Origin of the sequence: Corynebacterium sp. HMSC30G07 (genome assembly GCF_001806945.1) — a bacterium.
Classification (GTDB): Bacteria; Actinomycetota; Actinomycetes; order Mycobacteriales; family Mycobacteriaceae; genus Corynebacterium; species Corynebacterium riegelii.
This window is the reverse complement of record NZ_KV786446.1, coordinates 110,757-133,507: the sequence shown is the minus strand read 5'-3', so window position 1 is coordinate 133,507 and position 22,751 is coordinate 110,757. Positions and strand designations below refer to the sequence as shown.

Sequence of the window (22,751 nt, the reverse complement as noted above, 5' to 3'; positions counted from 1 at the left end):
TAGCCGAAAAAGCACACATTTTGTCACTTAACCCTCACCCGCTCTCCGCGGCTCCTGAACTCGACGCTGCGGCTGGTAGCGTAATCGCCATGTCAGACGTGCCAACTGGGACCACAAACCCCCAACCAGCCACCGAACCCACAGACCCCACCGAACTCACAGACCCCGCCGAACCCACGCAAAGCGCGCACACCGCAGAAACTACCGTGCGGACGTTGCCCACATCCGTGGAGTCGATGAACCGGGTGTCGCCGAAGCTGGCGTGGCCGAAGATGGTGGGAAACCTCATGTCCATGGTGTTGCTATGCGGCATTTTGTACTTGTGCTGGCTGCGTTGGGACGGCCTCGTGTTCCTCATCCCACTGTGTGTCTTTGGTGTCTTTTTCATTTGGCAGTTCTTCCTGATCCCGTTCCAGGTGCGCAATATGGGGTGGCTGGAAACGGAAGACGAGCTGATCTTGAGCACCGGTAAGTGGTTTCACACCATCACGGTGATTCCGTACGGGCGTATCCAGTTTGTGGACGTGGAGTCCGGCCCAGTCGGCCGCGCGTTGGGGCTGAAAGAGCTGAAGGTGCACACGGCGTCGAACTCGTCGAACTCGGATTTGCCGGGGCTGCTCGCCGCTGACGCGGATGCGCTGCGTGACCGCCTTGCGGTGAAGGCTCGTGAACGGATGAGCGGCCTGTGAGCAGCTCCGAAGGAACCACAAAGCCCAAGAAATCCCTGGCAGCCGGTATGGAGGGCTACCGGCCGGTGCATCGTTTAACGCCGCTGCTTCGCGTATGGACGTTCGGCGTTGCCCTTGTCACCATCGCCCTGTTCAACTTCACCAAACCGGTATTTCGCTGGCTGAAGGAAGAAAACGTTGGAGTCATCGAAGTGGTGTGGGCGCTCGGCGGGCTGGTGGCGGCCCTGCTGGTGATCTTTGGGATTTCGCAGATCTGGTGGCGTCGCAGTGGCTTCAAGCTTGATAACGAAGCGGTGGAAACCCGCCGCGGCGTGCTCACCAACGAGGTCCGCACTGTGCGATACGACCGCATGCAAGCAGTAGACGTGGTGGAGTCGTTTGCGCCGAGGTTGGCCGGGTTGGCGTCGGTACGCATCGAAGCTGCAGGCGGTGCCTCGGCTGGCCTGGACATTATGTATCTGCCGCTTGAAGAGGCCGAGGAGGTGCGCAGGGAGATCCTGCGACACATCAGGGCGACGCAGCCGGATAGCAAGATTGGCAGAAAGGTCAGCGGGGAACACGGGGAAGACGGGGACGGCGTTCGCCAGCTGGTGCCGCCGATTCCTATCCAGCGCTCCCTGGTTGGTACGGCATTTCAGATGTCCGCACTGATCACCCTGGCGTGGGCGGTGGTGCCGATCATGACAGACCTGACCATGGCGGCAATTTTGCCGGTGGCCATCGGTTTCTTGCCGCGGATTTGGCGCACGATTGACCAGTCCTGGCGCTTTACCTCTTCCACCGACGGCAACATGTTCTACCTCACCTACGGCCTGGCCAATAGGCGAAGCCAGTCGGTGCCGCGCGACCGCGTACACGCAGTTCAGGTGCGCCAGCCCATGTTCTGGCGTCTCTTCGGCTGGTGGACGGTCTCCGTCGTGGTGGCGGGCTATGGCTCGGAGGGAAACAAATCCACTGGCACCTCGAAGCTTTTGCCGATTGGCACCTGGCAGCAGGCGCGCGATGTTGTGGACGCGTTGGGGCCTTTGACTTTCGACGAGTTGATCGACCTCAGCAACGTCGATTACCGCTCACCGCGTAACGCACGTTGGGTTTCGCCCATTGACTGGAAACGCCAAACGGTCAAGGTGCGTCCAGGTGTTGTGGCCGTGACCGCAGGCACGATCGGGCGTTGGTACCAGATGGTTGAGACCCCGCACATTCAGGAACTCAGCTTTGAACGTGGCGTGATCCAGCGCCGCCTCGGACTTGCGGGTGTGGACTTGGATCTGGTGCCGGGTGCGTTCTCCATGTCTTGCCGGGACATGCGTGTTGAAGATGCCATTGAACTGGTAAACACGCTGCGGGCACGCGAGCTGCCACCGATGCAGCCTGTAGCCTTGCCGCATGACAGTGAATTATCCGGTGAAGACCCCGGTAGAGACCCCGGCAGTGCTCTCGACGAACATAGCGAAGCCGCAACCAGACCCAGGTGGCCAGAACAGGCGCAGCGGGATTGAGAAGGTTGTCGCGGATGAAATCGTGGTGACCATCCCCGGCCCGGATTACGGCGACGGCTCCGGCGTGGTCGGCGACCATGTTGGGGACACGAAACACCACGGCGGCCAGCAAAAGGCCATTTACGCGTACTCGCGCGAATGCCTAGACGGCTGGGAGCGCGAACTCGGCCGCAGCCTGCCCGATGGCATGTTCGGCGAAAACCTCACCACCACCGGCATCGTGTGGACCAACGTGCTGTTGAACCAGCGTTTCCGTATTGGTGAGGTGGAGCTGGAAGTCAGCGTGCCGCGCAGCCCGTGCCGCACGTTCGCCGCATGGATGGGGGAGCCGGGCTGGGTTCGACGCTTCGCCGAATCCGGTGACTGTGGCTGCTACTTCCGCGTCAACCAAGAAGGCGTTATCCGCCCCGGCGACGCAATCGAGGCACTAGACACCCCGGAGCACGGGTTCACCATGGGCGAAGCCTTCGCGGCCTGGATGGGGGACGCAGACTTGGCTCGGCGCATGTGGGAACTGAACATCCTGCCGCCGCTGTATCAGGAGCGCTACGGCAAACGCTTTGGGTAGCGTGATTACACGCCGCCGGCGAAGCCGTGCTGGCGCCAGGCCTCAAACAGGGCGATGGATGCGCTGTTGGTCAGGTTCATGGAGCGGCGGCTGGGCAGCATGGGGATGCGCACGCGGTCGGTGACCAGCGGATGGTGGGAGTGCTCGTAGGGCAAGCCGGTGGGTTCGGTGCCGAAGAGCAGCGCGTCGCCTTCGACGTATTCCACCTCGTGAAAGTAGCGGGTGGCTTGGGTGGTGAAGGCGTAGGTGTGGGGAGCGTTGAGCGTCGATAAGCAAGAGCCCAAGTCCGGATGAATCTGCACATCCGCAAGATCGTGGTAGTCCAGCCCGGCGCGCTTGAGATGCTTGTCATCAAAGTTGAAACCGAGCGGCTCCACTAGGTGCAGGGTGGCGCCCGTGTTTGCGGCCAGGCGGATCGCGTTGCCGGTGTTGCCGGGGATCACGGGGTTGTCAAAAATAATGTGAAACACCTGGCTCAGCCTAGCCACTTGCCTGCACTGGTTAGGATAGGACCGTGACTGCGATCAAACTGGACGGCAAACTCTACCGCGAGGAGATTTTCGCGGACCTGAAAACCCGCGTGGAGCGCCTGAAGAGCGACCACGGCATTACCCCGGGCTTGGCTACCGTGCTTGTGGGCGATGACCCGGCCAGCCAGAACTACGTGCGGATGAAGCACAAGGACTGCGAGGAGCTGGGCATTGCTTCCATCATGAAGGAGCTGCCGGGCGACTGCACGCAGGAAGAGCTTGAGAAGCTTATTAGCGAGCTGAATAACGACCCAGCCGTTACCGGCTACATTGTCCAGCTTCCGCTGCCGAAGCACCTGGATGAAAACCGCGTCCTGGAGCTGATCGACCCGGATAAGGACGCGGATGGCCTGCACCCGGTGAACCTGGGCAAGCTGGTGCTGGGTGAGCCAGCACCGCTGCCGTGCACCCCGAACGGCACCATCAAGCTGCTGGAGCGCTTCGGCGTGGACCTCAACGGCGCGATTGTGTGCGTGGTGGGCCGCGGCGTGACCGTGGGGCGCCCGATCTCGCTGATGCTGACCACCCGTGGCGTCAACGCCACCGCAGTGCTGTGCCACACCGGCACCAAGGACCTGGCTGCGGAGACGCGCCGGGCAGACGTGGTGATTGCGGCTGCCGGTAAGCCGCATATGATCACCGCGGACATGATCAAGGAAGGTGCCGCGCTGGTAGACGTCGGCGTGTCCCGCGTCGACGGTAAGACTGTCGGTGACCTGCACCCGGACGTATGGGAGAAGGCCGGTTGGGTCTCCCCGAACCCGGGTGGAGTGGGCCCGATGACGCGTACCTTCTTGGTGCGCAACATTGTGGAGCGCGCGGAGCTCCAAGCCGGGGTGTAGTGGCGTTTTGGCCAGTCAGCTGGATAACCCCCACGACATTGGTAACGCGCCGTCGACACTCCCGCGGCGTGTGCAGTGGGCAATGACGGCGCTGTTTCTCGCAGGCTTTGTGGCCTCTGGGCTGTTCGCAGCGACCGAGCACTGGCGCCGCGCCACCTTCACGCTAGGTGCGGCGATGCTGTGGCTGACGGTGGTGCGCCTGACGTGCGACTCCCAGGTCATTGGCCTGCTGGCTGTGCGCTCCCGGCGTTTCGACGCCTTGTTTACCACCGCGCTTGGCGCCACCATGATGTGGCTAGCGTGGTCGGTGGACGCGCTGGGGTCTTAAGTGTTCGGTGCGCAAGAGTTGAATATTACAAAATTAATCTAAATGTCACCTGGAAGGCGCCTGTTGTTCACAGTCTCTGTCTAGGGTGCTCTGGGTGATTAACCAAGTTTCGTTACGCGGTGTCCGTCGAGAGTTTGCGGATGGCACCGGTTTGCACGAGACCTCCCTTGACATTGCCAAGGGCGAATTTGTTTCTATCCTGGGCCCTTCCGGCTGCGGTAAATCGACACTTCTGCGCTGCATCGCTGGCTTGGAAACCCCAGATGCAGGCGTGATCGAATTCGCGGGTCGAGAGGTGTTCGGCCCAGGCGTCAACGTGCCCGTGAATAAGCGGAACCTGTCAATGGTGTTCCAGGACCTCGCGCTTTGGCCGCACATGACTGTGGCCAAGAACGTGGAATTCCCGCTGACCACCGGCGGACAGAAAATGGCGAAGGCTGAGCGTGAGCAGCGGGTGGCGCGCGCGATGGACATGGTGGGCATCAGCGCTAAAGCCGAGCAGCGGCCCAACCAGCTCTCAGGAGGGCAGCAGCAGCGTGTTGCTATTGCGCGCGCTTTGGTGTCCGATCCGGAGCTTTTGCTTATGGACGAGCCGTTGTCCGCCCTCGACGCAGCCCTTCGTACCCAGATCCGCTCCGAGCTGACCAAACTCGCCTATGAGCTCAACCTCACAGTCATTTACGTGACGCACGACCAGGCTGAGGCGCTTGCTATGTCGGACCGTGTAGCGGTGATGGATGCTGGCAACGTACGACAGTTCGCCGACCCGGTTGAGCTGTATGACCACCCTGCGGACGACTTTGTCGCGGGCTTTGTCGGAGTGACCAATACCCACGAGACACTGCCGTCCAACCGCCCGGAAGACGTGGAGGTTACGCCACTAGATGGAAAGCGGCCGGATGTGCTTCCGACGAACTCCATCGTTGGCGAGGTGGTGGAGAGCCAGTACACAGGTGGACGCTACGACATCCGATGCGCCGTGCCCGGCGCATCGCAACCGTGGCTGGCTTACACCAGGCACCGCTTGGGCCGCGGCGATCAGGTCCTCCTGACCGTCAACACCCGTTGACTGTTTCCCAATTTCTTGCAAAGGAAGTTTTACACATGAAGAAGTTCGTTTCGGCCGTTGTCGGCCTGACCGCTGCGCTTGCCCTGGCAGCTTGCGGCTCCGTCGAGTCCAACAGCAACACCGCAACAACCGGTGCAGACGCTCCCTCCTCCGCAGCATCTGCGGAGGAGTGGAAGGCTCCGGAGGGTCTGTCTGGCTCTATCGATTACTACTCTGCGAACCCGCAGGGCCTGACCGATGCACTGGTGGAGGTGTTCCAGGAGCGTACCGGGGTCACTGTGAACGTGTTCGCTGGCACCACCGGCGACATCACCGCAAAGATCAAGGCAGAGGAAGCTAACCCACAGGCTGACGTGGTCTACCTTGCGTCGTGGAACGCAGCTTCCAAGCAGGCCGAGAGCGGTGCACTGGAAGCATATGCGCCGGAGAATATTGGCGACGCAAACGCTGGTTGGAACGCTTCCGATGATACGTTCCACGGCCGCGACGGTTCCGCGCTCGCACTGGTTGCAAACACTGACGTGGTTTCTGACATCCCGACCGACTGGGAGGACCTGACCGACCCGAAGTACAAAGATCAGGTCATCATGCCGGATCCTCGCGAGTCCGGTACCGCCGCCGACCTCCTTGCCGCCATGGTTTCTGAGTGGGGCGAGGATAAGACCTGGGAGCTCTTCGACAAGCTCTTTGACAACGGCATGATCGTTCAGGGTGCGAATGGTCCGGCACTGGACATGGTGACCTCCGGCTCCAAGGGCATCGTCTTTGGCGGTGTTGACTACTCCGCATACTCCGCACAGAGCAAGGGCGAGCCGCTCGAGGTTGTCATCCCGTCTTCCGGCACGACGGTGACGCCGCGCCCAGTCATGATCATGAAGACTACGGACAACCTGGACGCAGCTAAGGCATTTGTGGACTTCATGTTCTCCGAGGAGGCACAGCAGATCTCCGCTTCCAAGAACATGATTCCGGCCAACAAGAACGTGGCTCCGAAGAATGGTCCGGCCCTGGCAGACATCACGCAGATCTCTGATGACTGGTCCGCCATCTCCAAGGAGTCCAAGAACATCCGTGAGCAGTTCGCAGATCGCTACCTGAAGTAACAGTTACATGAGGACGACCACCAGACCGAGCGCAGGGCTCTACCTTGTGCTGACCATCCTGCTCATCCTGGTTGCTGCGCCGCTGTTTTCCGTGCTGGTCACGGCAGTCACCGGCTATCGGGGCGAGGAATCCGCGCTTGGAAGCCTGATGCGCCCAGAAATGCTACGCATCATTGCAAACACGGTTTGGTTGTCCGTCCTCGTCGTCTTCTTTGCAACGCTGTTCGCCGCGCCGCTTGCGTTTTTCCGTGCGTGGACGTCGATGCGGCGTGCGGGCTGGGTTGAGGTCATGGTCATGATCCCATTCATGACCCCGCCGTTTGCGGCGGCGCTGGCATGGATGGATTTCACCCGGCTGCGCGGTGTGGCAGACATGCTGCTAGGGGAGACCGCAGGCGGCGCGATCCGCGCAGCCATCAATTCGGTGTGGGGAATGGGCTTTGTCATGGCAGCAGAGTTGTTCCCCTTCCTTTACCTCATTTTGCGCAACGCGCTTGCCTCTATCCCTGCTTCTCAGTTGGAGATGGCTCAGGTTGCTGGCGCAAGCCGCTGGCAGCAGTTCTCCCGCGTCGTGGCACCAATGGTGCTTGGGCCGTACTCTCTCGGCGCACTGATTGTCTTCATCAAAGCCGCTGGCGAATTCGGTACGCCGGTAACGCTGGGAAACGCAATCGGGTACCCAGTTTTGGTGTCTTCCATTTACCAGGACGTGACCATTGATCCGTTGAACTTTTCGCAGGCGGCGGCGTCGTCAAGTGTGCTGTTCACCCTCGGTGTGACCGCGTGGGCAATCCAACAATGGGCAGGACGCGGCGGTTTGGCCAGCGGTGGCCGCGTCTCTCGGCCAGTATCCCTGCGCTTGCCGCGCGCTGGCATGGCGCTGGCGTGGGCGTTTACTGCACTGGTTTTCTTGCTTACGGTCGCCATTCCATACATTTCCATCACGCTTGCGGCAATGACCATCCTGCGCTCAAAGCCGCCGACGCTGGACAATCTCACCTTTGACTACTTCGGCATCGTGCTTTCCATGCCGTCTGGTCAAGAAGCGCTGACCCGCTCCATCATCTTGGGAGCTATCGGCGCGACGACCGCGGTGATACTCGCCCTAGCAGTGACGGTGCTGACCATGCGCCGCACCTCTCTGCCCGCAAAAGTCAGCGACTTCCTTGCTGTGGCACCCGACACCGTGCCGGGTATCGTGCTGGCAATTGGTTTCATTCTGCTGTGGAACTCTCCGCGCCTCCCCTTTACCCCTTACGGCTCTCAGCTGATTTTGGTGATGGCGTTCACGGTGCTGTTTGTCCCCATGGCTGTACAAAACATTAAGACTTCAGCTGCCGCGATGTCTCCAACGCTCTCGGAGGCCGCCGCTGTGTCAGGCGCTACCCGCAGCCAGGCGTTTTGGCGCATCACGCTTCCCATGCTCGCCCCAGGTATTTTCGCTGGCTGGTTGCTAGCGTTTTTCGTGGGTATCCGAGAGCTAGTGATGTCTTCGCTTGTCCGGCCGACACGCATCAACTTGCTCGCGCCATGGATTATGAACCAGTTCGAGCAAGGGCATCGTGCCGAAGCCATGGCCATGACACTGATCGGTGTGGGTACCTCTACGCTGGTGCTTGTGTTGATTCGTACGTGGCAGGCGAAAGCCGCAAGCCGTGTCTAGCGTCCTCGTTCTTGCAGACATTCACCTAGGCCGCAAGCAGCGTGGCGACAAGAAAACTGGTCCTGGTATCAATTGGGCGCTGCACACACTGGAGCGTGGTCACGCGGCCGGTGCACAACACCTAGTGATGCTGGGCGACATCATTGACCGCAAGCGTTTTAGCGATGACACCTACAGCGAAGTCACACGCTTCTTTACACGCGGCCTCGCGCTCTTCGACACTGTCACGTTCATCGCGGGAAACCATGATGTGCACCATGATTTACGTGGCGTTATCCCCGAGGGGGTAACCGTTGCGGGCACAGAGCCGCAGACTATTAGTGTGGGCCAGTGGGCGATGCACACGGCGGCAGTGAAGGTGGATCGAGATGCCCGGAGGTTGGTGGGGCAGCTGCCCAAACCACACGAGGACGCCCTCAACCTCGGGCTGCTGCACACCTCCGTGACCGGGGAATGGTCAAACAATGACTGCCTGCCGTGCGGTGTCGATGAGCTTCTGTCGTGCTGCTACGACGCTTGGCTACTCGGCCACGTACACGAACGAATCACCCTCAGCGCGGACCCGTTTATCGGCTGGGTTGGTATGGGGAAGAGCTACCTGGCCGTCGCAAAGGACGACGGCGTGGTGATGCGGAACTGCTAGCAGTTAAATATCGTAGGCGCCGTGGGCGACGGCCATGTCGCGTGCAGACGGCGTCTCTTCCGTCAGCGCAATGAAGTGCCGCAGGATGCGGTCCATCTGTCGCGCTTCTACCAGGAAGGCGTCGTGGCCGACGGGGGAGGACAGCTTCGACATGGCCAGCAGGTTGCCCAGGTTGCGGGAGATGTGTTCCTGCTGGTGGTAGGGGTACAAAATGTCCGTGTCCACGCCAACGATCATGGTTGGCACGGTTGAAGACGCCAGTGCCTTGTTCAGCCCGCCGCGCCCGCGGCCGATGTCGTGGCGGTTTAAGGCTTCGGTAAGCGCGACGTAGCAGGCGGCGTCGAAACGCTTGGTCAGCTTTGTGCCCTGGTGCTCGAGGTAGGACTGGACGGCGAAGCGGTGATCGTCGGTACGAAAAGCTCCAAGTGGGTTTTCGCCGGGCTGGGCGCGGGTGCCGAAGCGCTCGTCGATTTCCATTTCGCCGCGGTAGGTCAGGTGCGCCACGCGTCGCGCAGCAGCAAGGCCTGCGTCGGGGGAGCGGCCGGTGCCGTGGTAGTTGCCGCCTTGCCAGTCCGGGTCGTGCGTAATGGAGGTGATCTGCGCGGTTTGGATGCCAATCTGCCAGGCGCTCGCGCGCGCGGACACTGCGAGTACCAGCGCGTAGTCCACCTGCTCGGGGAACATCAGCGTCCATTCCAAAACGCGGGCGCCGCCCATGGAGCCGCCAACGATGGCGTGGACGCGCGAGATGCCAAGCGTTTCAAAAAACGCCTGCTCCGCGTGCACCATGTCGCGGATAGAGATCGCCGGGAAGCGAGAGCCCCACACCCCGCCGTCGGGGTGCTGGCTTGCCGGGCCAGTCGAGCCGTAGCAGGACCCCAGAGCATTGGTGCAGATCACGCACCACTTGTCCGTGTCTAGCGCCTTGCCGGGGCCGACGGCTTCGCTCCACCAGTCGGTAGCGTCAGAATCGCCGGTGAGTGCGTGCTCAACAACGATGATGTTGTTTTTGCCGTGGGGGTCTCCACGAAACTCGCCCCACCGCTGGTAGGTAATCTGCACGTCAGCGATCGTGGCGCCGGCTTCGGTGGTGACATCCCCGATGCCGACGGTTGTAATCTCGCCTTCCGGGCCAAGCATTTAGACCGCCGCGAAGCCGCGCTCGAGGTCCGCGATGATATCTGCAACATCCTCGATGCCCACCGACAAACGCACCGTTGCCTGCGTAATGCCAGCGCGCGCAAGGCCTGCGGCATCCGACTGGGAGTGCGTGGTGGAGGCCGGGTGGACAACCAGCGAGCGCACGTCACCAATATTGGCCACGTTGGAGTGCAGCTTCAGCGCGTCAATGAACCGCCATGCCGCCGCGCGGTCCTCCGGATCACCCGCAACATCAAAACTGAGCACCGAGCCGGTGTATGCCAGCCCCAGCTTCTCCTTCGTTGCCTTGTACGGGGAGTCATCCAGGCCGGCATAGTTGACCTTGGCTACCTTGTCGTGGGCAGCGAGGAACTCTGCCACCTTCTTCGCGTTCGCATTATGCTTCTCGACGCGCAACGCCAACGTATCAATACCCTGCAGCGCAACCCACGCGTTGAAGGGGGAGATCGCAGCACCCGTGTCACGCAGGATGCCGGCGCGGGCGCGCAGTGCGAATGCCGGAGCGCCGAGGTCGGCGTACTTCAGGCCGTGGTACGCGGGATCCGGGGTGGTGAACAGCGGGAAGACGTCCTTGCCGTCGCGCTGGACGGTCCAGTCGAACTTGCCGCCGTCTACAATCGCGCCACCGATGGCGGCGCCGTTGCCGGTGTAGAACTTCGTGGTGGACAGCACCACAATGTCTGCTCCCAGCTCAAGCGGGCGCACGACCGCGGCGGTGGCCATGGTGTTATCCACAATTAGCGGCACCTGGTTGTTGTGCGCAACCTCTGCAACAGCCGGGATGTCCAGTACGTCCGCGATCGGGTTGCCAAAGGTCTCGCCGTAAAACGCCTTCGTGTTCGGCTGTACCGCGGCCTGCCAGCTTGCTGGGTCGTCCGGGTTGTCCACAAACGTGAACTCAATGCCTAGCTTCGGCAGCGTGTGCTGGAACAAGGTCTCCGTGCCGCCGTAGAGGCGCGGGGAGGTAACAATGTGGTCGCCCGCCTGCGCCAGGGTAAGAATCGCGGCGGTTTCGGCAGCCATGCCGGAGCCGAACGCGGTTGCCGCAACGCCGCCCTCAAGAGAAGCCAGGCGGTCTTCCAGCGCCTGCTGGGTCGGGTTGGTAATGCGGGTGTAAATCGGGCCCGCGTCCGAGAGGTTAAAGCGGTTCTCCGCGTGCTGCGCATCGTCAAAGACGTAGCTGGTGGTCATGTAAATCGGCTGGTTGCGTGCCGCGAAGTCCTTGTCCAGCTGCTGGCCAGCGTGGATGGCGCGGGTGCCAAAAGACCACTCGTTTGCGTTGGAATTGTCGTAGCTTTGCTTCGTTGTCATGCAGGACAATGTAGCCCGCTTTGTCTGGCAATGTATACCAAGCTGTCTGTCTTGCGAGTTGAGGGGCTGAATAAAAATCGTGCAAATAGCCCAGCTCGCGATAGCGTGACCTCCGTTTCCAAGACAGACGATGTGGTCTGGGATACGTTAACTAGCACGTTATGTGCCCAGCGCCTTCGCCGCGCCTGAGTTGAAAGAAGCCTCCGTGTCTGTCCAGCCCGCCGATCACGTCCGCGAAGATATCCGACTTTTAGGCCGAGTGCTCGGCCGCGTGCTTGCTCAGCAGGAAGGCCAAGAGATCTTCGACTTGGTCGAATCCACCCGCCGTCTCGCCTTCGACATCGCCCACGGTGACGCCGCCCCGGAGGACCTTCTGGCTGTCTTCCGCGACATGGACATCACCAAGATGAACCTTGTCGCGCGCGCCTTTAGCCACTTCGCGCTGCTGACCAACCTGGTTGAGGATCTGGACGACGAGAAGGCGGCCGCACCGGTTTCGCTGCGCACCAGCTTCGCGCACCTAAAAGATAGCGGTGTGGACGCCGACAAGGTCGCCGAACTTATCGCCGGCGCGCAAGTCTCCCCAGTGCTCACCGCACACCCAACAGAGACACGCCGTCGCACCGTCTTTGACACCCAGACCCACATCAAGCGCCTGCTGAGTGAACTCCACGCCGGTGCGGACCCGGTGGCCATCGAGCGCGAGATGGAGCTGCGCATGACCCTGATGTGGCAGACCGCGTTAATCCGCATCGCGCGCCCACGCTTGGAGGACGAAATCGACGTGGGCCTGCGTTACTACAAACTCTCCCTGCTTGAGCAGATCCCGGCGATTAACCGCGCAATCCGCTACGAGCTTCGCGACACCTTTGATCGCGACCTTGCCCTCACCCCCGTGATGCGCCCCGGTTCCTGGATCGGCGGCGATCATGACGGCAACCCCTACGTCAACGCCGAAACGCTCACGTACGCCACCCGCCAGGCTGCCGACACCGTGCTTACCCACTACATCGATGAGCTGGGGGAGTTGGAGCGCGAGCTGTCCCTTTCAGACCGCTACTCCACCTGCTCGGAGGAGCTTTCCAAGCTTGCGGACGCCGCAAACAACACCGCCGAGTCCCGCGTCGATGAGCCCTACCGCCGTGCCATCTATGGCATCCGCCACCGCGTCGCCGCTACGCGTGATGTGCTCGCCGGCTCGGCGGGTTCGGGCTCGCCTTACGCGGATCCCGGCGAGCTGCTCGCCGACTTGGATGTGATCGACGCCTCCCTGCGCGCCCACGGCGGCGCGATTATTGCCAACGACCGGCTGAACCGCCTGCGCTCCGCCGTGACCACCTTCGGTTTCCACCTGTACACGCTTGACCTGCGCCAAAACTCCGAATCCTTCGAGAAGGTCGTGGCCGAGGTGCTTAGCGTTGCCGGCGTGTGCTCGGACTATGCTGCGCTTGTGGAGGAGGACCGCGTGGAGGTGCTCGTCGAGGAGTTGCGCACCCCGCGCCCGCTGCTGCGTGCAGAGGCTCAGCTTAGCGACGTCACACGCAAAGAAATGGGCATCCTCACCGCCGCCGCACGTGCCGTCCGGGACCTGGGCCAGGCCGCGATCACGCAGTGCATCATCGCAATGACCGGGACCGTTTCCGACATCCTGGAACCCATGGTCTTGCTCAAGGAGGTCGGCCTGGGCAGCGTCAACGTCGTCCCGCTGTTTGAGACCATCGAGGACCTCGCGCACGGCGCCTGCATCCTCGAAGACCTCTGGTCACTGCCGTTCTACCGCGAGCACCTGCGCGCCCGCGGCGACATCCAGGAGGTCATGCTCGGCTACTCCGACTCCAACAAGGACGGCGGTTACCTGCAGGCGAACTGGGCGCTTTACGACGCTGAACTCGCCCTCGTCGAACTCTGCAACCGCCACGGCATCCGGCTTCGGCTCGCGCACGGCCGCGGCGGGGCAGTCGGCCGCGGCGGCGGGCCCACCTACGACGCCATCCTCGCTCAGCCCAAGGGTGCCGTCGCCGGCTCCATTCGAATCACCGAGCAGGGCGAGATCATCTCCGCCAAGTACGGCTCGCCAGAGACCGCGCGCCGCCACCTCGAGGCCTTCGTCGCCGGCACCCTCGAGGCCTCCCTGCTGGATACTGAACCGATCGCGGACCCGACTCGCGCCTACGACATCATGCGCACGCTTGCCGCCTACTCCGGCGAAAAGTACAACGAACTCATCGGCGACCCCGGGTTTATCGACTACTTCACCCAATCCACCCCGCTGCATGAGATCGGCGAGCTCAACCTCGGCTCCCGCCCGGCGTCGCGCAAACAGACCACCGCGATTTCTGATCTGCGCGCTATCCCCTGGGTCCTGTCCTGGGCGCAGTCGCGCACCAACGTGCCCGGCTGGTTCGGCGTCGGCACCGCAGTCGAGCGCTGGGCAGGCGAAAGCGAAGAGCGCTGGGAGGACCTGCGCGAGCTCTACCGCGACTGGCCCTTCTTCCGCTCCGTGCTGTCCAACATGGCCCAAGTCATGGCCAAGGCGGAGCTGTCGCTGGCCCGCCTCTACGCCGACCTGGTGGAAGACCGCGAGGTGGCCGAGCGCATCTACACGCTCATCGCCGAAGAATTCGAGCGCACCAAGCAGGTCTACTTCCGCATCACCGGGCACACCGACCTGGTTGCTGAGAACCAGCGCCAGGCCCGCTCGCTGAAGCGCCGCTACCCCTACCTGCTGCCGCTCAACGCTGTGCAGCTCGAGCTGCTTCGCCGCTACCGCGCTGGCGACGAGACCTTCCTCGTGTCCAAGACGATCCAGGTCACCATGAACGGGCTGGCCACAGCGCTGCGCAACGCGGGGTAGGTTTCTGCGACTGGGGCGCTGGGTAGATGCCTTGCAACCCGCTTCAGAAGCAAGAAAGAGGCAAGAAAACGTTTCTCCAGGTAGGAGCGTTTTTGGGGCGGTTTTCGGGCTGTTTAGGCACCTTTTCCCGGTTACGAAGCAAGAAACCTACTCGGCCCAGAAAGGGACATAGCGGCGGTTGCGAGTTCCCGCGTTCGGGTCGTGGAGCCGGATGAGGCCTTCATCCACCGTGGCGTTAATGAGACGGGTCGCCTGGGCGGTCTGCGTATCCCTGAGACCGAAGCGACTTCGCACCGATGCATTCGTGACGGCGCGATTATCCAGAAAGCCAAGACACGCATGCTGGTAAACAGCTTCGATCTTTTCATCTGTAGTCATCAGCTTGAACGGACGGTAGGCGCTCAGCGTGACGGTGGTTGTGCCATTTGATCGAATGAGCGCCGGCGGAAAGTGCTCTGCCTCCAGCGATGCAACGATCTTGTCCCAACCGCTTCCACGTTGCTCGACGAAGTGTGCCAGGCGAAGCGCTTCGCCGAGGCATGGATTGCGAGTTGTAGAAGCCGAGTCAATAAAACGCTGGGGATCGACCAACGGGGTTCCAGGGTTGGTCACTTCGACACGATCACTGAAAACTTCAACGGTTAAGTATTGACCGCGCTGCTCCAGGTCCTGGTGCATGAGCGCATTCGCAAACACTTCGCGAAATGCCACCGTAGGTAGCAGCGGGGTTTCAACTCGGCGTCCGCTTGAATCGATGGTCTCCCCACCAGGCCTCACTGTGTTCACCAAGGTGACAATCTTGCTAAACGACGTGGCGTATCCCTCGTCAAGTCCCACTCCCGTTGCAGCTGTTTCCTCGACGTGTCGTCGAAATGCATCACGCGTGGGGCCAAGCCGGCGAGCTGTGGGAAGTCTTTGAGGGAGCGCGCGTACATCAGTGCGGACCAAGCGGGAATGCACCAGCCCGATTCGTGGGAATATGTAATCGCTTCCGCCGCTCGCATTGTGTCGATGAGCGCACTGCCAACATTGTGTGGCAGTTCCGGCCGGTTGTTAAAGAAGGCGTCGGAAGAGAGAAGGTCGGTGATTTCTTCTGGTTCGAGGCCTTCCGCGGCATTGCTGGTTTCAAACTCGAACTGGTTGAGCTTTCTCCACAACTCGCGTTCGCGATCTGGGAAGTCCATCAGGTTCTTGGTGTAAGTGCCCTGTCGGAAGTAACGAGTTCCGTCGTAGGCGTAAGGGGCCGAGAGCGCAGCCGGAATCCGGAGGAATACCACAGTTTTGCCTTCGATTGTGACCGCCTCGAAGGAGAGTGTTGGCGTGGGGGAGACTACACGCTGCAGCCACGGGAAAAGGTCTTCGTTGCCCTTGCCTTTCGCGGTCTCCCATTGGAACGAAGTGCCCACGATTTCATGAGCGTCACTTACGCCCCAGATCAGGTAGCCTGCTGGTTCATCATGAAGGCGTGCCGAATTGCCCAGCGCACTCACGTATTTGGCGATTTCCGGGCCGGTCGTGGCGCTGTTTTCCTTAAACTCCAGCCAGGGGAGTTCCGCAGGCAAAGCGAGGAACCGTTTAATCCTGGCAATGAGTTGAGGCTCCGGCGTGGAATTAAGTGGCGACATGCCTCAAGTATCCCCCAGAAGCAAGAAAGAGGCAAGAAAACGTTTCCGCAGGCAGTGGAGGTTTTGGGGGTGTTCTGGGGTCGTTTTGGCACCATTTTCCGGTTACGAAGCAAGAAAACGGCCCCGGCCACCGCGAAACCGCAGCAACCGGGGCCTGGACAGTGAAGACCTAACGCTTACTTCTCCAGCGCATCGATGATCTTGTTAAACGTTGCGGACGGGCGCATGACCGCGGAGGTCTTCTCCTCGTCCGGCCAGTAGTAGCCGCCGAGGTCGGCAGCGTTGCCCTGGGCGTCCAGGAGCTCCTTGTCGATGGTCTCGGCGTTTTCACGCAGGTCCTTGGCGATCGGCTCGAACACGGAGGCCAGCTCGGCGTCATCGGTCTGGGCTGCCAGCGCCTCTGCCCAGTACAGGGAGAGCCAGAAGTGGGAGCCACGGTCGTCGATTTCGTTGACCTTACGCGACGGGGACTTGCCTTCGTCGAGAAGCTTTTCGGTGGCCTTGTCCAGCGCGGCAGCCAGGACGCCGGCGCGCTCGTTGCCGTTCGTGTTCTTCTCGTGGCGGAAGGACTCAGCCAGTGCGAGGTACTCGCCAAGCGAGTCCCAGCGCAGGTGGTTCTCCTCCTGGACCTGCTGGACGTGCTTCGGGGCGGAGCCGCCGGCACCGGTCTCGAACAGGCCGCCACCAGCCATCAGCGGGACCACGGAGAGCATCTTTGCGGAGGTGCCCAGCTCGAGGATCGGGAACAGGTCCGTGTTGTAGTCACGCAGCACGTTGCCGGTGACAGAGATGGTGTCCTCGCCGCGGCGGATGCGCTCGACGGAAGTCTTGGTGGCCTCAACCGGGGACTGGATGGAGATGTCCAGGCCCTCGGTGTCGTGATCCTGCAGGTACTTCTCAACAAGGGAGATGAGGTTGCGGTCATGCGCGCGCTCCTCGTCCAGCCAGAAGATGGCCTTCATGCCGGAGAGACGGGCGCGGTTGACGGCCAGCTTGACCCAGTCCTGGATCGGAGCGTCCTTGGTCTGGGTGGCGCGCCAGATGTCGCCGGCCTCGACATCGTGCTCGATCAGCACGTCGCCTGCGGAGTTGACCACCTGGACGGTGCCGTCGGCCGGGATCTTGAAGGTCTTGTCGTGGGAGCCGTACTCCTCGGCCTTCTGTGCCATGAGGCCGACGTTCGGGACGGTGCCCATGGTGGTCGGGTCGTAGGCGCCGTTCTCGCGGCAGTCGTCGATAACCGTCTGGTACACACCGGCGTAGGAGGAATCCGGGATGACGGCCAGGGTGTCCTGCTCCTGGTCGTCGGCGTTCCACATGTGGCCGGAGGTGCGGATCATGGCCGGCATGGAAGCGTCGATGATCACGTCAGACGGCACGTGCAGGTTGGTGATGCCCTTGTGGGAGTTGACCATGGCGAGCGCCGGGCCGTCGGCAAGCTGCTGCTCGAAGGCCTTGCGGATCTCCTCGCCGTTCTCCAGCTCGGACAGGCCGTCGAGGATGGCGCCGAGGCCGTTCTCGCCGTTGAGGCCAGCCGCCAAAAGCTCCTCGCCGTACTTGTCAAAGACAGGCTTGAAGTAGGCGCGCACAACGTGGCCGAAGATGATCGGGTCGGAGACCTTCATCATGGTGGCCTTCAGGTGTGCGGAGAAGAGCACGCCCTCTTCCTTGGCGCGCTTGACGGCCTCGAGCAAGAATACGTCGAGCGCCTTCGCGGACATGTAGGTCGCGTCGATGACCTCGCCGGCCTGGACCTTCAGGCCGTCCTTGAGCACGGTGCCGTCGGTCATCTTGATGGTCAGGGTGTCCTCGGCCGGGATAATGACGGACTTCTCGTTGTGACGGAAATCGCCAGCATCCATGGTGGCAACGTTGGTCTTGGAATCCTTCGACCACACGCCCATGGAGTGCGGGTGCTTCTTGGTGTAGTTCTTCACAGCCTCCGGCGCGCGGCGGTCCGAGTTGCCCTCACGCAGGACCGGGTTGACGGCAGAACCCTTGACTGCGTCGTACTTCTCCTGAGCATCCTCATAATCCGGGATGTCAAAGCCCGCGGCCTGCAGCTCAGCGATAGCCTTCTTCAGCTGCACCAGGGAGGCGGAGATGTTCGGCAGCTTAATGATGTTGGCCTCAGGCGTCTTGGCCAATTCGCCCAGCTCAGCCAGTGCATCCGGGATGCGCTGCTCATCGCTCAAACGATCCGGGAACTGCGCGAGAATACGCCCTGCCAAAGAAATGTCGGAGGTTTCCACATCGATGCCAGCCTGTGCGGCAAACGCCTCCACAATCGGCTTGAACGAGTAGGTTGCCAGCAACGGCGCTTCGTCGGTGCGGGTCCAAATGATCGTAGACATAGTGCTCCTTGTATCTAATGTCAGACTTCAGATAACAAGCGTACCGTTTTGCGTCGCCCTGTAGGGTCGAAACCCATGAGTCTGACCATCGCTACTGTCAATGTCAACGGCATCCGCGCCGCAACGAAAGTCCGCAACGAGAACAATCCGGGCATGTTGGCCTGGTTGAGCGAGACTCCGGCGGATGTTGTGCTGATGCAAGAAGTCCGCGCAACCGAGGACCAAGCCCGCGCAGCACTTGCCCCGGCACTTGAGCAGGGCTGGCACCTGGAGGTCGCGCCCGCCGCTGCGAAAGGCCGCGCCGGTGTGGGCATCCTGTCTCGCCAGCCGCTCACTCAGGTTGAGGTGGGTATCCCTGGGTTTGAGGATTCAGGTCGCTTCATCAGGGCCATGCTTGCCGACGCCACCTACGTCGCCTCCCTCTACCTCCCCTCCGGATCTGCCGGCACGGAAAAGCAGGACGAGAAGTATCGCTTCCTCGACGCCTTCGAGCCGCTGCTTGAGCAGTGGGCCAACGAGTGCCCGGACATGGTCATTGGCGGCGACTGGAACATCTGCCACCGACGCGAAGACCTGAAGAACTGGAAGGGAAACCACAAAAAGTCCGGCTTTTTGCCGCACGAGCGCGCGTTTATGGATTCCGTCTTCGGCGCCTTCCCTGATGATGAGGCCCAGGATCTGGACCTGAAATCGGTTCCCGGCTGGGCGGGTGCAGTGGAGTACGTCTCTGAGCTTCCAGCACGTGTGGCCTGCGAGAACCCGAAATGGTTCGACGTGGCGCGCCGCCTGAACCCAGATGATGCGGGGTACTCGTGGTGGACCTTCCGTGGCCAGGCGTTTAACAACAACGCCGGCTGGCGTATCGACGTCCAAGCCGCCACCGCCAACATGCTCGAACGCGCCCAGCGCGCCTGGGTGGACCGGGTTGCGACGGTAGAAGAGCGCTGGTCCGACCACTCGCCAGTTGTGGTGGAGTACCGCTAAGTCTCAGCGGGGCCTCGCTTTGCCTCGCTGCGCAGACCTCCGCCGAACTGGTTTGATTGCTGTGACCTGCATTTTTACATTTATCGTCTAGCGCTCCGTGTGTGCTGCTAGACGATAACGAAGAATCCGCCAAATATCTCAACAATCGACCTGGGTGTTTGGAGGGTGGTTTTTAATGTCGTCTAGCAGGAGACCTCTCCCTGCTAGACGACATTTGTCCCAGACTCGCCTGTCTCGCGGGGGCTACTCGCGGGGGCTACTCGCGGGGGCTACTCGCATGGCCTACGGGCAAGGGCCCTAGCAGACATTGCAAAAATCACGATGAGTCAAGACAACTGACCTGGAGAAACGTAGGGCCAAAATCATTATCTGCTAGGGGCACGCTCGCGCGACACTATGAATTTCGCGAATTACTGAACGCCGTTCAAGTGAAGCGCTACACTTCGTGTGCATGACTGCGACAATCACAGCCGAAACGGAAACGAAAGACATCCTCGACATCGCACGCGAGAAGTGCCTTGAGCGTGGCGAGGGCCTGAATCAGGACGAAATTCTGCAGGTTCTGCAGATTGAGGATGAGCGTCTGCAAGAACTCCTCGACCTCGCCCACCAGGTGCGTATTAAGCACTGCGGTGTGGACGTCTCGTTGGAGGGCATCATCTCCTTGAAGACGGGCGGCTGCCCCGAAGACTGCAGCTTCTGCTCCCAGTCCGGTCTCTTTGAGTCCCCGGTGCGTGCTGTCACGCTGAACATTGCTGAGTTGGTGGAGGCTGCGAAGCAGTCGGAGAAGATGGGCGCGAGCGAGTTTTGCATCGTTGCCGCCGTGAAGGGCCCGACGGACGCCCTGCTGGAGCAGGTGGCCGAAGCTGTCACCGCCATCCAGGAGGAAGTGGACATTTCGATTTCTGCGTCGCTGGGCATTCTGACTCGTGAGCAGGCGCAGAGACTGGCGCAGATGGGCGTGACCCGCTACAACCACAACTTTGAAACGGCGAGGTCCTTCTTCCCGAATGTGGTGACCACGCATACCTGGGAGGAGCGCAAGAACACGCTGGAGTACGTGCTGGCTGAGGGAATGGAGACCTGCTGCGGCGGCATCATCGGCCTGGGCGAGACGCTGGAGCAGCGAGCCGAGTTTGCCGCGCAGCTGGCGGAGATCCGCCCGCATGAGGTGCCGATGAACTTCTTAGACCCGCGCCCGGGTACTCCGTTTGCGGATCGTCCGCTGGTGCCGCAGGGTGAGGCGCTGCGTGCGGTGGCGGCGTTCCGCCTGGCCATGCCGTCGACGCAGTTGCGCTTCGCGGGTGGCACGGAGCTTGCGCTGGGTGACGACGGCACCGAGCAGGGCCTACTCGGCGGCGCCAACGCCATCATTGGCGGCAACTACTTGACTACGTTTGGGCGTCCGATGGAGAAGGACCGCGACGCTGTGGACCGCGTCATGGAAGGCGGGGCGAAACCGGGCCTGAGTCTGAACATCACCCCGGTGGGGCAGAAGCAGAACTCTGGCCACGGCGCGCTGTACGACACGTTGAAGTCCCTGTAAGGGAATCCGGTAATGAAAATCCCGGATTCAACGGAACTCGCCGACGCTGTACTGTCGGGCGAAATCGCTTGGCCACTGGACCCCGCGCGGCCTTATGATGCGCCGCGCATCTGCCCGTTGTGTGAGCGTCGCATGGTGGTAAAAATCAGTCCGATGGCGTGGGAGGCCGCGTGCTCCCGCCATGGCCTGCTGCGCTCCGAGTGGTTGGAGCGTTAGGGTACGAAGCGGCGGGTTCTAGCGAACACAATTGCGCTGGCTGCCAAAACTACTAGCGCCGCCGTCGCTACGAAGAAGACGGAGATGTTGGGGTCGAAGGGATTCATCTCCGATCTGCGGATACCCACTACGAACCCGGTGAAACCACCCACGAACATGCTGCCGAGCATGAACCACTGCATGCGTGTGCCTCGCGCAAGACCGATTGCTACACCGGTCAGCGCCATCGTAAGGAAGATGACGAAGTGGAGTAGCACAGTTGACGCGACGGATGTCAGGTCCTGCGCAGCATCTTCAACGAAATACGGTTCGCCGCTGAAGTTGGTCCAGGGCATCGGTTCTCCGTTGGTAACAATGAACGGGTCATACCACTTGTAGTACGGGCTATGTGCTTGGTGGTACACCGCCGACGCTGCGGTAAGTGGCGTGAGTATGACCGCCGCCACGAGAGCCGTTAGCGCTGCCGAATTCATCCATCGGTTGAAGCTTGCTCCCAGCTGGTTCATTGCTGGCCAGTTCGATCCTCCGATTGCGAAGAGTATCCACAGTGTGGCAGCGCCCGCCATGGTCCACAGGCCGCCGTCGCCAAACTCCAATCGTCCAAAGGGGACGGCAATGCAGAGGACGAGAAAGATGCCCAAATACATCGCTGGTTTGAAGGGGCTGAGGAAGAGTTTCATCGCGGCATCCTTTCGGTTGCAAGCAGATCAATAAGTTCGGTGTCGTCGGGGTAGGTGCAGGTCAGGTCGGTCTCCACGGGCTCTGCAAACACCGCTTTCGCCATCGGGCCCAGTGTGGACTGCTCGAGCGTTCGGTGGTGTGCCGCCAAATCAGCGATTGCGTTGGTGGGGCCGGTGATGGTGGGGAAGTGGTGACGTGTGGCGTCGATAAGCAAGGGCTCCGATACCTCCTGATCAAAGACCTGGATGACGTGGGTGGCGAGACCCGCGAAGTCCTCGGGTCGATGCGATGCCATCACTACGCTTCGCTGCGGGTTTTCCGCGATGTAGTTGATCAGCCGCTGGCGGACCTGTTTGCGGGTGGTGGTGTCGATGCCGTCAAAAGGCTCGTCGAGGAGGAGCAGGTCCTTGCCTATAGCCAGGGCCACCTCAATAGTGAGGAGGCGGCGCTGCCCAACGGAGAGATCCCTGATGCGGGCGTTGGGGAAGTCGAGCTCCACGTGCGGGTAAATCGCTGCGACTGCGCGCAGGTGGTCGTCCACGGTCGTGCCCGCAAACTTCGCGTCCGCGCCGGCCGGGACAAATGCGGCGTGCGGCCCCATGAGCGTGTGCAGGTAATGGGTTTTGCCGGCGGCGTTCGGGCCGACCAGCGCATAGAAACCGGGATTCATTGGGTGCGCTCCTTTTCAATCATTGCGGTCAGCTCCTCGGTGGTGATGCCGAGCTGGTTGGCCTCATGGACAAACGGTTGGACAAAATCACGGGCAAATGCTTCACGACGCGTACGTAACACCTGCTCACGCGAACTCTCCAGGACGAACATGCCGAGCCCGCGGCGTTTTTCCAGCAGGCCCTCGTTGAACAGTTCGGTGAGCGCCTTGGCAGACGTTGTTGGGTTGACGGAGTGATAGGCGGATAACTCGTTGGTGGACGGCACCCGGTCGCCGGGGGCGAGGGTGCCAGCGCCGATGAGGTCGCGTAACTCATCGGCAATCTGTTGGTATATGGGTTTACCACTCATGTGGGTAACCATAGAACGGGAAAGCCCGGCGCGTCAACCCCCAATTTTTATGACGCGCCGGGTGG

At 61.5% G+C, this 22,751-nt stretch carries 22 protein-coding genes; 13 read left to right on the top strand and 9 right to left on the bottom strand.

The window, feature by feature from the left end; all coding sequences use genetic code 11:
- The first annotated feature begins 236 nt into the window (after positions 1-236).
- Genes HMPREF3104_RS01190 through HMPREF3104_RS01180 form a run of 3 tightly spaced genes read left to right on the top strand, consistent with a single transcriptional unit; the run spans position 237 to position 2,756 of the window.
- On the top strand, positions 237-689 hold the full coding sequence (locus HMPREF3104_RS01190) for a PH domain-containing protein (protein ID WP_070493434.1): 453 nt from the start codon (positions 237-239) through the stop codon (positions 687-689).
- The gene (locus HMPREF3104_RS01185) at positions 686-2,188 is read left to right on the top strand and encodes a PH domain-containing protein (RefSeq protein WP_141738073.1); all 1,503 of its coding nucleotides are present in this window, start codon (positions 686-688) and stop codon (positions 2,186-2,188) included. Before HMPREF3104_RS01190 ends, HMPREF3104_RS01185 begins: the two co-directional genes overlap by 4 nt.
- Positions 2,076-2,756, top strand: a complete 681-nt coding sequence (locus HMPREF3104_RS01180; RefSeq protein WP_070493428.1) for an MOSC domain-containing protein — start codon at positions 2,076-2,078, stop codon at positions 2,754-2,756. The genes HMPREF3104_RS01185 and HMPREF3104_RS01180 overlap by 113 nt, the downstream gene beginning before the upstream one ends.
- A 5-nt stretch (positions 2,757-2,761) precedes the next feature.
- Here HMPREF3104_RS01180 and HMPREF3104_RS01175 read toward each other — a convergent pair whose 3' ends face one another.
- Positions 2,762-3,235 (bottom strand): tRNA (cytidine(34)-2'-O)-methyltransferase, encoded by a 474-nt coding sequence (locus tag HMPREF3104_RS01175; RefSeq protein ID WP_052206448.1) that lies wholly within the window; start codon positions 3,233-3,235, stop codon positions 2,762-2,764.
- A gap of 35 nt (positions 3,236-3,270) precedes the next feature.
- Here HMPREF3104_RS01175 and HMPREF3104_RS01170 point away from each other — a divergent pair, with 35 nt between their 5' ends.
- The 6 genes from HMPREF3104_RS01170 to HMPREF3104_RS01145 all read left to right on the top strand — a co-directional run bounded on the left by HMPREF3104_RS01170 (position 3,271) and on the right by HMPREF3104_RS01145 (position 8,934).
- Positions 3,271-4,128 (top strand): bifunctional methylenetetrahydrofolate dehydrogenase/methenyltetrahydrofolate cyclohydrolase, encoded by an 858-nt coding sequence (locus HMPREF3104_RS01170; protein WP_070493426.1) that lies wholly within the window; start codon positions 3,271-3,273, stop codon positions 4,126-4,128.
- A 7-nt stretch (positions 4,129-4,135) separates the two neighbouring features.
- Complete coding sequence (locus HMPREF3104_RS01165; RefSeq protein WP_180950516.1) at positions 4,136-4,456, top strand: DUF3017 domain-containing protein; 321 nt, start codon at positions 4,136-4,138, stop codon at positions 4,454-4,456.
- A gap of 94 nt (positions 4,457-4,550) precedes the next feature.
- Entirely contained in the window at positions 4,551-5,525 is a 975-nt protein-coding gene (locus HMPREF3104_RS01160; RefSeq protein WP_141738072.1) for an ABC transporter ATP-binding protein, read from the top strand.
- A gap of 35 nt (positions 5,526-5,560) precedes the next feature.
- Positions 5,561-6,628, top strand: a complete 1,068-nt coding sequence (locus tag HMPREF3104_RS01155; RefSeq protein ID WP_070493423.1) for an ABC transporter substrate-binding protein — start codon at positions 5,561-5,563, stop codon at positions 6,626-6,628.
- 7 nt (positions 6,629-6,635) lie between these two features.
- Positions 6,636-8,291, top strand: a complete 1,656-nt coding sequence (locus HMPREF3104_RS01150) for an ABC transporter permease (RefSeq protein WP_070493420.1) — start codon at positions 6,636-6,638, stop codon at positions 8,289-8,291.
- Positions 8,284-8,934 (top strand): metallophosphoesterase family protein, encoded by a 651-nt coding sequence (locus HMPREF3104_RS01145; protein ID WP_070493417.1) that lies wholly within the window; start codon positions 8,284-8,286, stop codon positions 8,932-8,934. The genes HMPREF3104_RS01150 and HMPREF3104_RS01145 overlap by 8 nt, the downstream gene beginning before the upstream one ends.
- 3 nt (positions 8,935-8,937) lie before the next feature.
- On the opposite strand, the gene HMPREF3104_RS01140 is transcribed toward HMPREF3104_RS01145, so the two are convergent.
- Positions 8,938-10,074 (bottom strand): homoserine O-acetyltransferase MetX, encoded by a 1,137-nt coding sequence (locus tag HMPREF3104_RS01140; RefSeq protein WP_070493414.1) that lies wholly within the window; start codon positions 10,072-10,074, stop codon positions 8,938-8,940.
- Positions 10,075-11,406 carry an O-acetylhomoserine/O-acetylserine sulfhydrylase gene (locus HMPREF3104_RS01135; protein WP_070493411.1) on the bottom strand — a complete coding sequence of 444 codons (1,332 nt, stop codon included), beginning with the start codon at positions 11,404-11,406 and terminating at the stop codon, positions 10,075-10,077.
- 205 nt (positions 11,407-11,611) lie between these two features.
- On the opposite strand from HMPREF3104_RS01135, the gene ppc reads away from it, so the two are divergent.
- Complete coding sequence (gene ppc / locus HMPREF3104_RS01130; protein ID WP_070493409.1) at positions 11,612-14,260, top strand: phosphoenolpyruvate carboxylase; 2,649 nt, start codon at positions 11,612-11,614, stop codon at positions 14,258-14,260.
- A gap of 147 nt (positions 14,261-14,407) precedes the next feature.
- Here the strand turns inward: ppc and HMPREF3104_RS01125 are convergent, their stop codons facing one another.
- The 3 genes from HMPREF3104_RS01125 to HMPREF3104_RS01115 all read right to left on the bottom strand — a co-directional run bounded on the left by HMPREF3104_RS01125 (position 14,408) and on the right by HMPREF3104_RS01115 (position 18,239).
- Positions 14,408-15,046 carry an ATP-binding protein gene (locus HMPREF3104_RS01125; RefSeq protein WP_246816292.1) on the bottom strand — a complete coding sequence of 213 codons (639 nt, stop codon included), beginning with the start codon at positions 15,044-15,046 and terminating at the stop codon, positions 14,408-14,410.
- The gene (locus tag HMPREF3104_RS01120) at positions 15,043-15,885 is read right to left on the bottom strand and encodes an AlbA family DNA-binding domain-containing protein (protein WP_083278835.1); all 843 of its coding nucleotides are present in this window, start codon (positions 15,883-15,885) and stop codon (positions 15,043-15,045) included. Before HMPREF3104_RS01120 ends, HMPREF3104_RS01125 begins: the two co-directional genes overlap by 4 nt.
- A 176-nt stretch (positions 15,886-16,061) precedes the next feature.
- A complete protein-coding gene (locus tag HMPREF3104_RS01115) occupies positions 16,062-18,239 on the bottom strand; it encodes an NADP-dependent isocitrate dehydrogenase (RefSeq protein WP_070493400.1) in 2,178 nt (725 codons plus the stop codon).
- A gap of 81 nt (positions 18,240-18,320) precedes the next feature.
- Here HMPREF3104_RS01115 and HMPREF3104_RS01110 point away from each other — a divergent pair, with 81 nt between their 5' ends.
- From HMPREF3104_RS01110 to HMPREF3104_RS01100, 3 genes are all read left to right on the top strand, one after another.
- Positions 18,321-19,223, top strand: coding sequence for an exodeoxyribonuclease III (locus HMPREF3104_RS01110; RefSeq protein ID WP_210386473.1), 903 nt, complete (start codon positions 18,321-18,323; stop codon positions 19,221-19,223).
- Positions 19,224-19,674: 451 nt separating this feature from the next.
- Complete coding sequence (gene bioB / locus HMPREF3104_RS01105) at positions 19,675-20,769, top strand: biotin synthase BioB (protein ID WP_070493395.1); 1,095 nt, start codon at positions 19,675-19,677, stop codon at positions 20,767-20,769.
- A gap of 12 nt (positions 20,770-20,781) precedes the next feature.
- Entirely contained in the window at positions 20,782-20,985 is a 204-nt protein-coding gene (locus HMPREF3104_RS01100; protein WP_052205284.1) for a biotin synthase auxiliary protein BsaP, read from the top strand.
- Here HMPREF3104_RS01100 and HMPREF3104_RS01095 read toward each other — a convergent pair.
- The 3 genes from HMPREF3104_RS01095 to HMPREF3104_RS01085 are packed head-to-tail and all read right to left on the bottom strand — an operon-like array spanning position 20,982 to position 22,686.
- Positions 20,982-21,665 carry a hypothetical protein gene (locus HMPREF3104_RS01095; protein ID WP_070493392.1) on the bottom strand — a complete coding sequence of 228 codons (684 nt, stop codon included), beginning with the start codon at positions 21,663-21,665 and terminating at the stop codon, positions 20,982-20,984. The genes HMPREF3104_RS01100 and HMPREF3104_RS01095 overlap by 4 nt on opposite strands.
- Positions 21,662-22,336 (bottom strand): ATP-binding cassette domain-containing protein, encoded by a 675-nt coding sequence (locus HMPREF3104_RS01090; RefSeq protein WP_070493389.1) that lies wholly within the window; start codon positions 22,334-22,336, stop codon positions 21,662-21,664. The genes HMPREF3104_RS01095 and HMPREF3104_RS01090 overlap by 4 nt, the downstream gene beginning before the upstream one ends.
- The gene (locus tag HMPREF3104_RS01085) at positions 22,333-22,686 is read right to left on the bottom strand and encodes a GntR family transcriptional regulator (RefSeq protein WP_070493488.1); all 354 of its coding nucleotides are present in this window, start codon (positions 22,684-22,686) and stop codon (positions 22,333-22,335) included. The genes HMPREF3104_RS01090 and HMPREF3104_RS01085 overlap by 4 nt, the downstream gene beginning before the upstream one ends.
- Between the last annotated feature and the right edge of the window lie 65 nt (positions 22,687-22,751).